The organism is Kitasatospora sp. NPDC059646 (assembly GCF_042734615.1).
Lineage (GTDB): Bacteria > Actinomycetota > Actinomycetes > Streptomycetales > Streptomycetaceae > Kitasatospora.
On the sequence record NZ_JBHWDS010000014.1, the window covers coordinates 83,280 to 97,386 of the forward strand.

11 protein-coding genes are annotated in these 14,107 nt (G+C 72.3%); 3 read left to right on the forward strand and 8 right to left on the reverse strand.

All coding sequences use genetic code 11. The features are described 5' to 3' along the window. The 5 genes from ACFV1L_RS12670 to ACFV1L_RS12690 form a co-directional block, all read right to left on the reverse strand. Window positions 1–960 carry an HpcH/HpaI aldolase/citrate lyase family protein gene (locus tag ACFV1L_RS12670; protein WP_380365260.1) on the reverse strand — a complete coding sequence of 320 codons (960 nt, stop codon included), beginning with the start codon at window positions 958–960 and terminating at the stop codon, window positions 1–3. Between the two features lie 20 nt (window positions 961–980). After that, entirely contained in the window at window positions 981–3,005 is a 2,025-nt protein-coding gene (locus tag ACFV1L_RS12675; protein ID WP_380365261.1) for a protein meaA, read from the reverse strand. Then, entirely contained in the window at window positions 3,005–4,342 is a 1,338-nt protein-coding gene (ccrA, locus tag ACFV1L_RS12680) for a crotonyl-CoA carboxylase/reductase (RefSeq protein WP_380365262.1), read from the reverse strand. Before ccrA ends, ACFV1L_RS12675 begins: the two co-directional genes overlap by 1 nt. Window positions 4,343–4,710: 368 nt before the next feature. Further along, window positions 4,711–5,622 (reverse strand): TetR family transcriptional regulator, encoded by a 912-nt coding sequence (locus ACFV1L_RS12685; RefSeq protein WP_380365263.1) that lies wholly within the window; start codon window positions 5,620–5,622, stop codon window positions 4,711–4,713. A gap of 194 nt (window positions 5,623–5,816) precedes the next feature. Then, a complete protein-coding gene (locus ACFV1L_RS12690) occupies window positions 5,817–7,592 on the reverse strand; it encodes a 3-hydroxyacyl-CoA dehydrogenase family protein (RefSeq protein ID WP_380365264.1) in 1,776 nt (591 codons plus the stop codon). A 402-nt stretch (window positions 7,593–7,994) separates the two neighbouring features. On the opposite strand from ACFV1L_RS12690, the gene ACFV1L_RS12695 reads away from it, so the two are divergent. Further along, window positions 7,995–8,576 (forward strand): Uma2 family endonuclease, encoded by a 582-nt coding sequence (locus ACFV1L_RS12695; RefSeq protein ID WP_380365265.1) that lies wholly within the window; start codon window positions 7,995–7,997, stop codon window positions 8,574–8,576. A 56-nt stretch (window positions 8,577–8,632) separates the two neighbouring features. Here the strand turns inward: ACFV1L_RS12695 and ACFV1L_RS12700 are convergent, their stop codons facing one another. After that, window positions 8,633–10,120: an MFS transporter gene (locus ACFV1L_RS12700; RefSeq protein ID WP_380365266.1), complete on the reverse strand. Its 1,488-nt coding sequence runs from the start codon at window positions 10,118–10,120 to the stop codon at window positions 8,633–8,635. A 137-nt stretch (window positions 10,121–10,257) separates the two neighbouring features. Next, window positions 10,258–10,890 (reverse strand): TetR/AcrR family transcriptional regulator, encoded by a 633-nt coding sequence (locus tag ACFV1L_RS12705; protein WP_380365267.1) that lies wholly within the window; start codon window positions 10,888–10,890, stop codon window positions 10,258–10,260. A gap of 201 nt (window positions 10,891–11,091) precedes the next feature. Between ACFV1L_RS12705 and ACFV1L_RS12710 the strand changes: the two genes are divergently transcribed. Continuing rightward, window positions 11,092–12,402, forward strand: coding sequence for a glutamine synthetase (locus ACFV1L_RS12710; RefSeq protein WP_380365268.1), 1,311 nt, complete (start codon window positions 11,092–11,094; stop codon window positions 12,400–12,402). 7 nt (window positions 12,403–12,409) lie between these two features. On the opposite strand, the gene ACFV1L_RS12715 is transcribed toward ACFV1L_RS12710, so the two are convergent. Beyond that, on the reverse strand, window positions 12,410–13,189 hold the full coding sequence (locus tag ACFV1L_RS12715; protein ID WP_380365269.1) for a sporulation protein: 780 nt from the start codon (window positions 13,187–13,189) through the stop codon (window positions 12,410–12,412). Between the two features lie 125 nt (window positions 13,190–13,314). On the opposite strand from ACFV1L_RS12715, the gene ACFV1L_RS12720 reads away from it, so the two are divergent. Further along, window positions 13,315–14,103, forward strand: a complete 789-nt coding sequence (locus ACFV1L_RS12720; RefSeq protein ID WP_380365270.1) for a sporulation protein — start codon at window positions 13,315–13,317, stop codon at window positions 14,101–14,103. The last annotated feature ends 4 nt before the right edge of the window (window positions 14,104–14,107 follow it).

Here is a 14,107-nt window from a genome sequence, read left to right on the forward strand (position 1 = left end):
TCAGGCTCCAGGGATCTCGAACTTGGTGGTGCGCTGCATGCCCGCGGCGCGGCCCTTGCCGGCGATGACCAGGGCCATCTTGCGGCTGGCCTCGTCGATCATCTCGTCGCCGAGCATCGCGGAGCCCTTGGCGCCGCCCGCCTCGGAGGTGCACCAGTCGTAGGCGTCGAGGATCAGCTCGGCGTGGTCGTAGTCCTCCTGCGCCGGCGAGTAGATCTCGTTCGCGGCGGCGACCTGGTCCGGGTGCAGCACCCACTTGCCGTCGAAGCCCAGGGCGGCGGAGCGGCGGGCGACCTCGCGGTAGCCCTCCTGGTTGCGGATCTGCAGGTAGGGGCCGTCGATCGCCTGCAGGTCGTTGGCGCGGGCGGCCATCAGGATGCGCATCAGGATGTAGTGGTAGGCGTCGGCGCCGTAGCCGGGCGGCTGCTCGCCGACCACCAGGGACTTCATGTTGATGGAGGCCATGAAGTCGGCCGGGCCGAAGATGATGGTCTCCAGGCGCGGCGAGGCCTGCGCGATGGCGTCCACGTTGATCAGGCCCTTGGCGTTCTCGATCTGCGCCTCGATGCCGATCTTGCCGACCTCCAGGCCGACCGTCTTCTCGATCTGGGTGAGCAGCAGGTCCAGCGCGATCACCTGCTGGGCGTCCTGCACCTTGGGCAGCATGATGCAGTCCAGGTTCTGCCCGGCGCCCTCGACCACGGTGATGACGTCGCGGTAGGTCCAGTGCGTGGTCCAGTCGTTGACCCGGACGACCCGGGTCTTGCCGCCCCAGTCGCCGTTGTTCAGGGCGTCCACGATGTTGTGGCGGGCGGACTCCTTGACCAGCGGGGCGCAGGCGTCCTCCAGGTCCAGGAAGACCTGGTCGGCGGGCAGGCCCTGGGCCTTCTCCAGGAAGCGCGGGTTGCTGCCCGGCACCGCCAGGCAGGAACGGCGCGGACGGAGGCGGTTCACAGTCATTGGGGGGAGTTCCTTCCGGGTCAGCTGGCCGCGGCGGTGGTCGCGGCCCACGGCTGGAGCCTGTTGGCCAGCCGGATCTCGTCCACGATCCGGCCGATGATGGTGGTGATGCCGAAGTCCTTGGGTGTGAACACGGCGGCGACTCCGGCGGCCCTGAGGACCTCGGCGTCCGCTGCCGGGATGATTCCACCCACGATCACCGGCACATCCTCCACCCCGGCCCGGTCCAACCGCTGTATGACGTCGGGCACAAGCTCCGGGTGCGCGCCGGAGAGGATGGACAGGCCCACGCAGTGCACGTCCTCGGCGACGGCGGCCGAGACGATCTGTTCGGGCGTCAGGCGGATGCCCTGGTAGACCACCTCGAAGCCGGCGTCGCGGGCCCGCACGGCGATCTGCTCGGCGCCGTTGGAGTGCCCGTCCAGGCCGGGCTTGCCGACCAGCAGGCGCAGCTTGCCGGTGCCGAGCTCGGCGGCGGTGGCGGCGACGGCCTCGCGGACGGCGGCGAGTTCGCCGCCCGGCTCGGCGGCGACCGCGACCGGCGCGCCGCCGACCCCGGTGGGGGCGCGGTACTCGCCGAACACCTCGCGCAGCGCGAACGACCACTCGCCGGTGGTGGCGCCGGCCCGGGCGCAGGCCAGGGTGGCCGCCATCAGGTTCTCCTCGGTGGCGGCCGCCTCCTTCAGGCGGGCCAGCGCCACCTGCACCGCGGCCTCGTCCCGACTGCCGCGCCAGGCCTCCAGGTTGGCCAGCACGGACCGCTCGGACGCCGGGTCGACCACCATGATGGCGGTGTCCAGGTCGGCGGTGAGCGGGCTCTCCTCGGTGGTGTCGAAGCAGTTGACGCCGACGATCTTGTCCTCGCCGGCCTCGATCCGGGCCCGCCGGGCGGCGTGCGAGGCCACCAGGCTGGACTTCAGGTAGCCGGACTCGACGGCCGGGATCACCCCGCCCATCTCCAGCACCTTGGCGATCTCCGCCTCGGCGCCGGCCAGCAGCTCCTCGGTCTTCGCCTCGACCACGTGCGAGCCGTTGAACAGGTCGCCGTACTCCAGCAGGTCCGACTCGTACGCCAGCACCTGCTGGATGCGCAGCGACCACTGCTGGTCCCACGGCCGCGGCAGGCCCAACGCCTCGTTCCAGGCCGGGAGTTGGACGGCCCGAGCGCGGGCGTCCTTGGACAGCGTGACGGCCAGCATCTCCAGGACGATGCGCTGGACGTTGTTCTCCGGCTGCGCCTCGGTCAGGCCGAGCGAGTTGACCTGCACGCCGTAGCGGAAGCGCCGCTGCTTGGCGTCCTCGATGCCGTAGCGCTCCCGGGTGACCTTCTCCCAGAGCCGGGTGAAGGCCCGCATCTTGCACATCTCCTCGACGAAGCGGACGCCCGCGTTGACGAAGAAGGAGATCCGGGCCACCACCTCGCCCATCCGCTCGGCCGGGACCTGCCCGGAGTCGCGGACGGCGTCGAGGACGGCGATCGCGGTGCACATCGAGTAGGCGATCTCCTGGACCGGGGTCGCCCCGGCCTCCTGCAGGTGGTAGCTGCAGATGTTGATCGGATTCCACTTAGGGATGTGCGCCACCGTGTAGGCGATCATGTCGGTGATCAGCCGCACGGACGGGCCGGGCGGGAAGACGTGCGTCCCGCGCGACAGGTACTCCTTGACGATGTCGTTCTGGGTGGTGCCGGTCAGCTTGGCGATGTCCGCGCCCTGCTCCTCGGCGACCACCTGGTACAGCGCCAGCAGCCACATGGCGGTGGCGTTGATGGTCATCGAGGTGTTGGTGCGCTCCAGCGGGATCCCGTCGAACAGGGTCCGCATGTCGCCCAGGTGACCGACCGGCACGCCGACCCGGCCGACCTCGCCGCGGGCGAGGACGTGGTCGGAGTCGTAGCCGGTCTGGGTCGGCAGGTCGAAGGCCACCGACAGGCCGGTCTGCCCCTTGGCGAGGTTGCGCCGGTACAGCGCGTTGGAGTCGCTCGCGGTGGAGTGGCCGGCGTAGGTGCGCATCAGCCAGGGGCGGTCGCGTTCCTGGGCGCCCATCAGATGTCCCGGAAGGCGTTGATCTTGGTGAGGTGCTGCGCCCGCAGCTCCTGGTCGCGCACGCCCAGGCCCTCCTGCGGGGCCAGGCAGAGCACGCCGACCTTGCCCTGGTGCCGGTTCTGGTGCACGTCGAGCGCGGCCTGCCCGGTCTCCTCCAGCGAGTACACCTTGGACAGGGTCGGGTGGATCTTGCCCTTGGCCACCAGGCGGTTGGCCTCGAAGGCCTCCCGGTAGTTGGCGAAGTGCGAGCCGACGATCCGCTTGAGCGACATCCACAGGTAGCGGTTGTCGTACTGGTGCATGTAGCCGGAGGTGGAGGCGCAGGTGACGATGGTGCCGCCCTTGCGGGTGACGTAGACGGACGCGCCGAAGGTCTCGCGGCCGGGGTGCTCGAAGACGATGTCCACGTCCTCGCCGCCGGTGAACTCGCGGATCTTCGCGCCGAACCGCTTCCACTCGCGCGGGTCCTGGTTGTGCTCGTCCTTCCAGAACCGGTAGCCCTCGGCGTTGCGGTCGATGATCGCCTCCGCGCCCATCGCCCGGCAGATCTCCGCCTTCTGCGGGCTGGAGACCACGCAGATCGGGGTGGCGCCGCCGGCCAGCGCGTACTGGGTGGCGTACGAGCCGAGGCCGCCGCTGGCGCCCCAGATCAGCACGTTGTCGCCCTGCTTCATGCCCGCGCCGTTGCGCGAGACCAGCTGGCGGTAGGCGGTGGAGTTGACCAGGCCCGGGGAGGCGGCCTCCTCCCAGGTGAGGTGCTTGGGCTTGGGGAGCAGCTGGTTCGTCTTCACCAGGGCGATCTGGGCCAGGCCGCCGAAGTTGGTCTCGAAGCCCCAGATGCGCTGCTCCGGGTCCATCATCGTGTCGTTGTGGCCGTCGGGGGACTCCAGCTCGACCGACAGGCAGTGCGCGACGACCTCGTCGCCCGGCTTCCAGGCGTTGACGCCGGCGCCGGTGCGCAGCACCACGCCCGCCAGGTCGGAGCCGAGCACGTGGTACGGCAGGTCGTGACGCTTCGTCAGCGGCGACAGGCGGCCGTAGCGCTCCAGGAAGCCGAAGGTGGAGACCGGCTCGAAGATCGAGCTCCACACCGTGTTGTAGTTGACCGAGCTGGCCATCACGGCCACCAGGGCCTCGCCGGGGCCGAGTTCGGGCAGCGGCACCTCGTCGAGGTGCAGCGACTTGCGCGGGTCCTTGTCGCGGCTGGCGAGGCCGGCGAACATCTGCTCCTCGTCCTTGTGGAGCGTCACGGCCCGGTAGGACTCGGGCAGCGCGAGGCCCGCGTAGTCGGCGGACGTGGCGTTGCCACTGAGGATCGCGTCGAGAATTTCCTGCATGGCTGCCTCCGAAGGCGTACCTGTGCGAGGGACACAGGGCGTCTGGGGGAGCCGGGAGCGGACACCGGCTTCGCTGAGGGTCTGAGGGCGGTACTGCTGTGGTGCGACGGAAGGGGTGGAGTCGCGGGTGCGCGTCCCCCAGGTGGGGGGACACCGGACGACGGCGCGCCGAGGTGGGGAGCCGCGGCGCCGCGACCGGTGGCAACAAGGTAGTGGCACCCTGTGCCACTCGTAAAGACACGGGGTGCCAACTTGTGGCGTGAGCCAGAACACTCCCTCCGGAGGGTTGCGCGGGATGCGCGAAGGCCCGTTCCCGAAACCGGGAACGGGCCTTCGAATCTGCCTGTCACCTGCTGAAACTGCCTGGATTACACGGTGTTTCGCCCCGCCAGCGCGGCCCGGATCGAATCCACCACGGTCTCCAGCGGGGCATCCGTGCGAGCGACTGTGATCAGTACCTCACCACCCGGGCTGGCACTCAGTGCGCTCACGGCAGCGGAGTCCTCCGACGTCACACCGTCACCATTGGCACCCGGTGCCAGGGTGGTGCCGCGGCGGCGGGCACCGCTCGGCGGGGTCGGCCAGAACGTCCCCCGGATCACCTCGAAGGAGTGGTCCAGCTGCGCCTCCACGTCGCCGTGCCCGCCGGCCCGCAGCCAGCGCCGCAGCACGTGGTTGTGGGCCGCGACCACCGCCGCCGCCGACACCTCGGCCAGCATCGAGTCGTCGTCCCCGCCGCGCTGCCAGCCCGGCGGGGTCTGCTCGGCCGCGTCGAACCGGCCCAGCAGGTACCGGGTGAACAGCCGCTCGTACCGGGAGACCACCGCGATCTCCCGCTCGCGCAGCGCCGGGACCTGGCGGATCAGCTGGTAGCGGGCCACCGACATGTCCGGGGTGGAGGCGTACATCCGCAGCACCTCCTTGATGCCCCGGCACACCACGTCCAGCGGGTGCTCCTCCGGCTCGGCGCTGGCCAGCAGGTCGGCCACCCGCACCAGGGTGTCGTCGTGGTCCGGGAAGATCGCCTCCTCCTTCGACCGGAAGTACCGGAAGAAGGTGCGCCGGGCCACCCCGGCCGCGGCCGCGATCTGGTCGACCGTCGTCTCCTCGTACCCCTGGGTGGCGAACAGCTGCATGGCCGCCGCCGTGAGGTCCTGGCGCATCTGCAGCCGCTGGGCGGCGGCCCGGCGACTGCCCGGTCCGGACTCCACCCCCGACCGCGACTGGTCCGGCCCGGCGGCCGGCGGCTGCTGCTGGGAAGGCGAGGTCTGGCGATCCATGCCGGGAACGCTACACGCACCCGGTGCCGCCCCCGCCGGCCTGGCCCTGCGCACCGGCGCGGAGGGCGGTGCCACGACGGGCCGGGGCCACCGCGAGGAGACCGTGCCGGCCCCCCAAGGGGGCCGGGGCGCAGCCGGGTCGACGCCCCCGGCGGGCGACGGACGGGGGCTCGGCGAGGACCCCGGACGGCCGGTCATCGCCGTGCGTGGTCGCGGAAACCGCGGCCGGTCTTGCGGCCCAGGCAGCCCGCCGCGACCAGGTGCTCCAGCAGCGGCGCGGCCGCCAGGCCCGGCTCCCGGAACTCCTGGTGCAGCACCTTCTCGATGGTCAGCGACACGTCCAGGCCCACCACGTCCAGCAGCTCGAACGGGCCCATCGGGTAGCCGCAGCCCAGCTTCATCGCGGTGTCGATGTCGTCCACCGTCGCGTAGTGCTCCTCCAGCATCCGCACCGCGTCGTTCAGGTACGGGAAGAGCAGGGCGTTCACGATGAAACCGGCCCGGTCGCCGCACTCCACCGGGTGCTTCTTCACCGCGGCGCACAGCTCCAGCACGGTCGCCGTGACGTCCTCCGCGGTCAGCACCGTGGAGACCACCTCGACCAGCTTCATGGCCGGCGCCGGGTTGAAGAAGTGCATGCCGACCACGTCCTGCGGGCGGCCGGTCGCCGTCGCGCAGGAGATCACCGGGAGCGAGGAGGTGGTGGTGGCCAGCACCGCGCCCGGCTTGACGATCTTGTCCAGGGTCGCGAACAGCTCGCGCTTGACCGCGAGGTCCTCCGCCACCGCCTCCACCACCAGGTCGACGTCCGCCAGGTCCTGGTAGCCGGACGCCGGGGTGACCAGCGCCAGCGCCTCGTCCCGGGCCTGCTCGGTCAGCCGGCCGCGGGACACCGAACGCTCCAGCGACTTCGCCAGCTGCGCCTTCGCCCGCTCCGCCTTCTCCTGGCTGCGGGCCGCCAGCAGCACCGGGAAGCCCGCCTTCGCGAACACCTCCACGATGCCGGTCGCCATCGTCCCGCTGCCGCACACGCCGACGCTGCGCACCTCCCGGCCGGCCGGGCGCGGCTTCGCGGCCGCGGCCCGCCCGTCGACCACCTTGGACGAGCCCGGGGCCGCGTAGGTGTAGAAGCCGCGGCCCGACTTGCGGCCCAGCAGACCCGCCGCGACCAGCTGGCCGAGGATCGGCGCCGGGGCGTGCAGCCGGTCCCGGGACTGCTCGTACATCGCCTCCAGCACCGTGCGGGCGGTGTCCACGCCGATCAGGTCGAGCAGCGCGAGCGGGCCCATCGGCAGGCCGCAGCCCAGCCGCATCGCCGCGTCGATGTCCTCCCGGGTGGCGTACCGGGACTCGTACATCGCCGCCGCCTGGTTCAGGTAGGCGAACAGCAGGCCGTTGGCGATGAAGCCCGCCCGGTCGCCCGCCGCGACCGGTTCCTTGCCCAGGTCGCGGGCCAACTCGGCGACCTGGTCGGCGGCCTGGGGCGACGTCAGCACGGTGCGGACCACCTCGACCAGCCTCATGGTGTGCACCGGGTTGAAGAAGTGCACGCCGAGCACCCGCTCCGGGCGGGCGGTGGCCGCCGCGATCCGGGTCACGCTCAGCGCGGTGGTGCCGGTCGCCAGCACCGTCTCCGGCGGGCAGATCCGGTCCAGTTCGGCGAACAGCGAGCGCTTCAGCTCCAGGTCCTCCGGGACCTCCTCGATCACCAGGTCCGCCTGCGCGGCCGCGGTCAGGTCGTCGCCGACCTCGATCAGCGCGAGCAGCGCGGTGCGCTCCTCGGCGGTCAGCCGCTCACGCGCCACCGCGCGGGCGGTGGCCGCCTCGATCCGGTCCAGCGCGCGCAGCGCCTGGGTCGGGCCGGCCTCCACGCCGATCACCCGCCGGCCGCTGCGGGCCACCGCCACGGCCACGCCGGCACCCATGGTGCCCAGGCCGACGACGGCAACAGTGGGGAAGGGACGCTCCATTGTCCTGACTCCTTGTCATGGGCCCGTGCCGCGGCCCCCGCCACCACCCGGCCGCGGCAGCGCGAACCCGGGTGGAGGGTGTGACGGGGGAGGGTGTGCCGGCGGCACGGGAGAAACGGGGAACGGAAGAAGAACAGCGGCGACCCCGCGGTACGGACCGGTCCGCTCCGGTTCCGTCGAGGGGCAGTGCCGTGGTGCTCAGGCGCTCCGACAAAGATCATGAAGCGACGCCGACGCGCACACAGGGAGAGAGAACGCGACCGGCCGGTGCGGCTCCCGAAGCCCGGCGCTGGCGCGTGCCGACACTGTAGCCCAGCTACTGGCGGGTAGGAAGAGGCAAAGACCCGCGGGCCGAGTGTCGAACTGCCCATACTGTGGCCGCAGCTCCCCGAGGAGGTCACCATGGCTGTCATGACGACTGAGCGCCCGCAGATGGAACTCGACGAGTTCAGAGAGATCGCCATAGCGGCAGAGCGAAGGGACGTGGTGCTCGAGTTCATCAACGGCAGGATCGGAGTCAAGCCGGTGCCCGACGGCGACCACGGCGAGATCATTCGGTGGGTCTCGAAGCGCTGCATGCAGTACCGCCCGGATCTGTGGCTGTACGCCGAGCAGGGACTGCGGGTGGACCGCTACCGGTCCGGCCACGCGAAGCCGGACGGCGCGCTCGCCCGGGACGGCGCGTTCGCCGGGCAGGGCGAGTGGGCCGATCCCGATCAGGTGCTCATGGTGGTGGAGGTGACGTCCTACGACGCCGACACCCACCGGCGCGACCGGGTCGAGAAGCCGGTGGCGTACGCCGAGGCCGGGATCCCGGTGTACCTGCTGATCGACCGCGACGCCGGTTCGGTGACCGTGCACAGCGAGCCGCACGGCGATCGCTACGAGAGTGTCGTGACGCTGGCCTACGGTCACGAGGTGGCGCTGCCCGACCCGGTCGGCATCACCCTCGACACCGAAGAGCTCAAGCGGTATTCGCGCTGAAACGCGGAACGGTCCGCCCGGGGTTTCCGGGCGGACCGTTCCTTTTCGGATCGCGGTCAGTGCGCCATGACGGGCACGGCGTCCTCGACGGGGGCGGCCGACTCGTGGTGCTCGGGCTTGCCGGCGTTGATCAGGGTGAACGCGGTGACGCCCGCCAGCAGCAGGATGCCGAACGCGGCCCAGATGGCGACCGAGTAGGAGTGCACCTGCGCCTGCAGGGCGAACAGCTTCGGGTCGGTGGCGGTGGCCATGTGGGCCTTCGCGTACGAGGTGCCGGCGCTGTGCGCGACGGTGCTCAGCAGGGCGGTGCCGATCGCGCCGCCGACCTGCTGGGAGGTGTTGACCATCGCGGAGGCGACACCGGCGTCCCGCGGCTGGACGCCGTAGGTGGCCAGGCTCATCGCGGGCATGAACGCGGTGCCCATGCCGAGGCCCATCAGCACCAGGCCGGGCAGGATCTGCCAGTACGAGGTGTGCACGTCGATCTGGGTCAGGATCAGCAGGCCGAGCGAGGCGACCACGAAGCCGGGCGCCATCAGGAACCGGGCCGGGACCCGGGTCATCAGGCGGGCGCCGATCTGGGTCGAGCCGGTGATCATGCCGGCCACCATCGGCAGGAAGGCGAAGCCGTTGACCAGCGGCTTGTAGCCCAGCACGCCCTGCATGTAGAGGGTGAGGAAGAGGAACAGGCCGAACATGCCGATCACGGCCATGCCGAGCGAGAGGTAGACGCCGCCGCGGTTGCGGTCGGTGATCACGCGCAGCGGCAGCAGCGGGGCGGAGACCCGGCTCTCGACGACCACGAACGCGGCCAGCAGCACCGCCGCGGCGACGAACAGGCCGATGGTGCTGGCGTCGCCCCAGCCCTCGCTCTCGGCGCGGGTGAAGCCGTACACCAGGGAGACCAGGCCGAGGGTGACCAGCAGCACGCCCGGGATGTCGAGGCGGTTGCGGTTCAGGCCGACGGCGGGCTCGCGGATGACCAGGACCGCGCCGGCGATGGCGACCGCGGCGAACGGGATGTTGACGTAGAAGGTCCAGCGCCAGTTCAGGTACTCGGTGAGCGCGCCGCCCAGGATCAGACCGATCGCACCGCCGCCGCCGGCGACCGCGCCGTAGATGCCGAACGCCTTGGCGCGCTCCTTGCCGTCCGAGAACATCACGGCGAGCAGCGACAGCGCGGCCGGCGCGAGCAGCGCGCCGAACACGCCCTGCAGGGCGCGGGCGCCCAGCAGCATGGCGGTGTTGACCGCGGCGCCGCCGAGCGCGGAGGCCGCGGCGAAGCCGACCAGGCCGACCATGAAGGTCCGCCGGCGGCCCCACAGGTCGGCGACCCGGCCGCCGAACAGCAGCAGGCCGCCGAAGGCCAGCGCGTAGGCGGTGATCACCCACTGGGTGGTGCTGTCGGCGAAGCCGAGGTCTTCCTTGGCGCGGGGGAGCGCGATGTTCACCACGGTCGCGTCGAGCACGACCATCAGCTGCGCCAGGGCGATGAAGAAGAGCGCCTTCCACCGGCGTGGATCCGGCTGGAGGGTTTCGGACATGGAGGTACCCACCTGTGAGTGCGAGAGAGCGTGCGGAACGTGCGGAAGCGTGCGGGACGGCGCAGACCTGCCAGGTCCGGCGGTCCGTCAGGAGTGGTGGAGCGTGAGGCCGTTCGGCCCGGTCGGGGCCGAGGGGGTCAGGCGCGGCGTGAGAGGTCCTCCAGGGTCACGGCACGGCCGGGCAGCGGGGACGGGGCGACGGTGCGCAGTCCGTCCAGCAGGAGCTGGAGGTGACGGTGGACGAACTGGTCCAGGTCGAGGCAGCCGGTGCCGGGGAGCGGTCGGGTGAGCTGGGAGACGGCGACCAGGACGTCGCCGGCCCCGATGTCGGTGCGGAGCAGTCCGTCGTCCTGCGCGCGGGTGATCAGGTCCTCGGTGACCTGCTTCATCTCGGCGCGGGCGTCGACGAGTTCGGGGTCGTTCGGGTCGATGGTGCCGGACAGCAGCGAGCAGAGCGCGCCGATCCGCTCGTCGGCGGCGGCGTGCACGAAGCGGCTGAGCGCGGCGAAGGAGTCGGGCTCCTCGGCGGTGGCCGCGTGCGCGTGGGCCATGATCCGTTCGATGACGGCGAGCGTCACCTGCTGGATCAGCGTCCGGCGGTCGGCGAAGTTGCGGTAGAGCGTGGCGTTGCCGACGCCGGCCCGGCGGGCGATCTCGTCGAGCGGGGCCATCGCCCCGTGGTCGACGAAGGCCTCGCGGGCGGCGGCGACGATGCGCGCGCGGTTGCGGGTGGCGTCCGCGCGCCGGCGGGGAGTGGCGACCGTGGTCATGGTGTGTGCGCTCCCTTCGGGTTGGCGGTGGGGGAGCGGGGAGAGACTCCCCGTTTCCCTGCGGACAGAGGTTCAAACGGGGAGTCGGTCCCCGGAATTTCATCATTCGATGTGACCTGCGTCACATGCGCGGATCCACGGACGGGTGATCCGTCGGCCGGGTCGCCCGGGCGCCGCATCGTCGCAGGCCAGCATGGGTGCATGAGCACCGTGAAGCCGCGCGCCGAGCGCGCCGCCGAGGCCCGGCTGACCGCCACCAGGATCGAGGCCGAGGGCGTCGACGGAGTGATCGTCGGCTGGGTCGACAACTCCGGCGTCACCCGGGTCAAGACCGTCCCCGTCCGCGGCCTGGAGAACGCCGCCCGGTGGGGCCTCGGCGCCTCGCCCTGCTTCGACGGCTTCCTGGTCGACGACTCGCTCGCCCCGTCCGCCGGCCCGGTCGGCGACCTGCGGCTGGTCCCCGACCTGGCCGCCCTGCACCGCCTCGCCGCCCAGCCCGGCTGGGCCTGGGCCCCCGGCGACCGCTGGACCCAGCAGGGCGACCCGCACCCCGGCTGCCAGCGGCACTTCGCCCGCCGCGCCACCGAGGCGCTCGCCGATCGCGGACTGACCGTACGGGCCGGCATCGAGGTCGAGTGGATCGTCGACGGCGGCGAGAGCGGCCCCGCGTACGGTATGCGCCGCCTGATCGGCCACAGCGACTACCTGCGCGACCTGCTGCGCGCCCTGCGCGAGCAGAAGCTGACCGTCCTCCAGCTGCACCCCGAGTACAGCGACGGCCAGTTCGAGCTGTCGCTCGCCCCCGGTGACCCGGTCGAGGCCGCCGACACCGCCATGCTGGTCCGGCACACCGTGCAGGCCGTCTCGCTGCGGCACGGCCTGCGGGCCAGCTTCGCGCCCGTCACCGCGCCGAACGGCGTCGGCAACGGAGGCCACCTGCACCTGAGCCTGTGGCGCGACGGCCGGAACCTCGGCCACGGCGGCAGCGGCCCGCACGGACTCACCCGCGAGGCGGAGGCGTTCCTCGCCGGCGTGCTGGCCGAACTGCCCGCGCTGCTCGCCCTCGGCGCCCCGTCCGTGGCCAGCTACCTGCGGCTGGTGCCCGGCCACTGGTCCGGCCCGCACCGCTGCTGGGGGCTGGAGAACCGGGAGGCCGCGCTGCGGCTGATCACCGGCTCCGCGCCCGAGCAGGCCAACGCCGAGGTGAAGTGCTTCGACGCCGCCGCCAACCCCTACCTGGCGGTCGGCGGCGTGCTGGCCGCCGGCCTGGCCGGCCTCGGCGCGGCCCTGCGGCTGCCCGGCGAGACCCGCGGCGACCCCGACGGCGTCGCCGAACGCCTCCCCGCCGACCTCGGCCGGGCGACGGACGCGCTGCGCAAGTCCGAGGTGCTGCGCGCCGCGCTGGGCGACCCGCTGTGGCAGTCGGTGCTCGACGTCCGCGAGGCGGAGATCGCCCGGTTCGCCGGCCTCGGCCCGGCGGAGCTCATCGAGGCGGTCCGCTACCGGTACTGACGGCCGGTCAGCGCGGCGCGCGGTCCTTCACGGCCAGCGACGCCAGCACGTCCCGGACCCGCGGGCCGAGATCGACGGCGCCGGCCTCGTGGTGGGCGACGGGGAAGGACACCGCCGGCGGCTTGTCCTTCCACCAGAAGAACTGGCGGGCCGCCCGGCGCACGAACACCGTCGCGCCCACCACGTTGTTGGCGAAGACGACCTCCAGCGCGGGGAACCCGGCCGGGTCGGCGGCCGGGTCCTCCAGATGGAACACCTGGGTCCGCAGGGTGCGGTGGTCGACGCCCTCCGGCGACGTCGCCAGCAGCTCAGACCCGGTGAAGCGGTAGCCCTCCGCCAGCAGCGCGTCCATCACCGCCTCGTGCAGCGGCAGGGCCGCGACGTGCAGGAAGTCGGAGTCCCGGACGTCGTCCGAGTCGTAGCCGAGCGTGGTGACCAGGGACAGGTCGACGCCGGTCGACCGGCCGCCGAGCTCGGTGACGGGGCAGTCCCAGCGCAGCCGGCCGTGGAACCCGATCCGGTGGTCGGTGTTCCGCTCCACGTCGAACCAGGTGATCTCCGGCCGGAGGGCGGCCTCCTGGCCGTCGACCGTGTTGCCCTCCCAGTCGCGGGCCTTGCTCACCACGTCCAGGTTCAGGTCGTGGATCCGCAGCTTCAGCCAGCCGGCCCGGAACAGCACCTCGCCGTCGATCCGCTGTCCCGGCTGCGGAAGGACGGTGCCGATCACGGTGTCGATCCGCGGGTCCCGGCCGTTCCCGTCGATCCCCAGCAGCTTCCGCAGCCCCATCGTCCGCCTCCCCGCGCAAAGTTCGGGCAAAGCCTAGCGCCGGTCCCGCCGCCGGGACCGGCCGGAGCGGGGACGAACCGTCCGGCTATGCTCGCCCCCTGACCGCTGCGAGGAGGGGGACGCCGGTGGCCGAGCGTGGGAAGGCGGGGCACCCGCCCGAGGTGGAGCTGACCGAGCCGCCCGAGGTCGAACTGCGCCTCGACGACCCCGAACTGACCGACCGGTGGATCGCCGGCACCGTCGTGATCAGGGCCGGCCGCCAGGCGCTGGAGCAGGTCGACCTCGGCGTGGAACTGGTGGTCGACGCCCACAGCCACCGGGGCAAGCACCTGGAACTGGTGATCTGCAACCTCGCCGTCGACGACTACTGCTTCGAGCTGGCCGCGGGCGAGGAGCACCAGGTGCGGTTCCGGCGGGAGCTGCCCTGGGAGTGCCCGTTCACCGAGTACGACGGCCAGGGCCTCGGCTTCGGCGTCGGCGTGCGGGCCGTCCTGCGCACCGTCCCCGCCAGGAAGGGCGGCATCCGCCACCGGATCCCGCTGCGGGTGCCGCCGACCGCCGCGCCGGCCGCCGCCGTCGCCGCCTTCGGGGCGCTCGGCCGGACGGAGCGCTCCGCCCGGGTGATCGACGAGCGCATCCCGGGGTCCGGGCAGCTCTACCAGGGCCACCAGTCGGTGTTCCTCACCGACCCCGCCGGGGAGCGGCAGGGCTACGGGCACCTGGAGCTGTCCTTCGTCACCAACGAGGTCGGCGCCCTGGTGCACCTGCGCCGCGCCGCACCGGGCAAGTACAAGTGGAAGTCCAGGCCGCCGACGGTCACCTTCCCCGTCGCCCACCACGAGGTCGGATACGCCGACCTCACCGCCCGGGCGGCCGCCGCCCTGGAGGAACTCCGCCTGCTGGAACGGGCGTAGCCCG

What these genes read in the sequence shown, in the direction of transcription:
- ACFV1L_RS12670 (WP_380365260.1), bottom strand. Translation starts at nt 960, where the DNA reads ATGACTGTGAACCGCCTCCGTCCGCGCCGTTCCTGCCTGGCGGTGCCG.
- ACFV1L_RS12675 (WP_380365261.1), bottom strand. Translation starts at nt 3,005, where the DNA reads ATGGGCGCCCAGGAACGCGACCGCCCCTGGCTGATGCGCACCTACGCC.
- ccrA (WP_380365262.1), bottom strand. Translation starts at nt 4,342, where the DNA reads ATGCAGGAAATTCTCGACGCGATCCTCAGTGGCAACGCCACGTCCGCC.
- ACFV1L_RS12685 (WP_380365263.1), bottom strand. Translation starts at nt 5,622, where the DNA reads ATGGATCGCCAGACCTCGCCTTCCCAGCAGCAGCCGCCGGCCGCCGGG.
- ACFV1L_RS12690 (WP_380365264.1), bottom strand. Translation starts at nt 7,592, where the DNA reads ATGGAGCGTCCCTTCCCCACTGTTGCCGTCGTCGGCCTGGGCACCATG.
- ACFV1L_RS12695 (WP_380365265.1), top strand. Translation starts at nt 7,995, where the DNA reads ATGGCTGTCATGACGACTGAGCGCCCGCAGATGGAACTCGACGAGTTC.
- ACFV1L_RS12700 (WP_380365266.1), bottom strand. Translation starts at nt 10,120, where the DNA reads ATGTCCGAAACCCTCCAGCCGGATCCACGCCGGTGGAAGGCGCTCTTC.
- ACFV1L_RS12705 (WP_380365267.1), bottom strand. Translation starts at nt 10,890, where the DNA reads ATGACCACGGTCGCCACTCCCCGCCGGCGCGCGGACGCCACCCGCAAC.
- ACFV1L_RS12710 (WP_380365268.1), top strand. Translation starts at nt 11,092, where the DNA reads ATGAGCACCGTGAAGCCGCGCGCCGAGCGCGCCGCCGAGGCCCGGCTG.
- ACFV1L_RS12715 (WP_380365269.1), bottom strand. Translation starts at nt 13,189, where the DNA reads ATGGGGCTGCGGAAGCTGCTGGGGATCGACGGGAACGGCCGGGACCCG.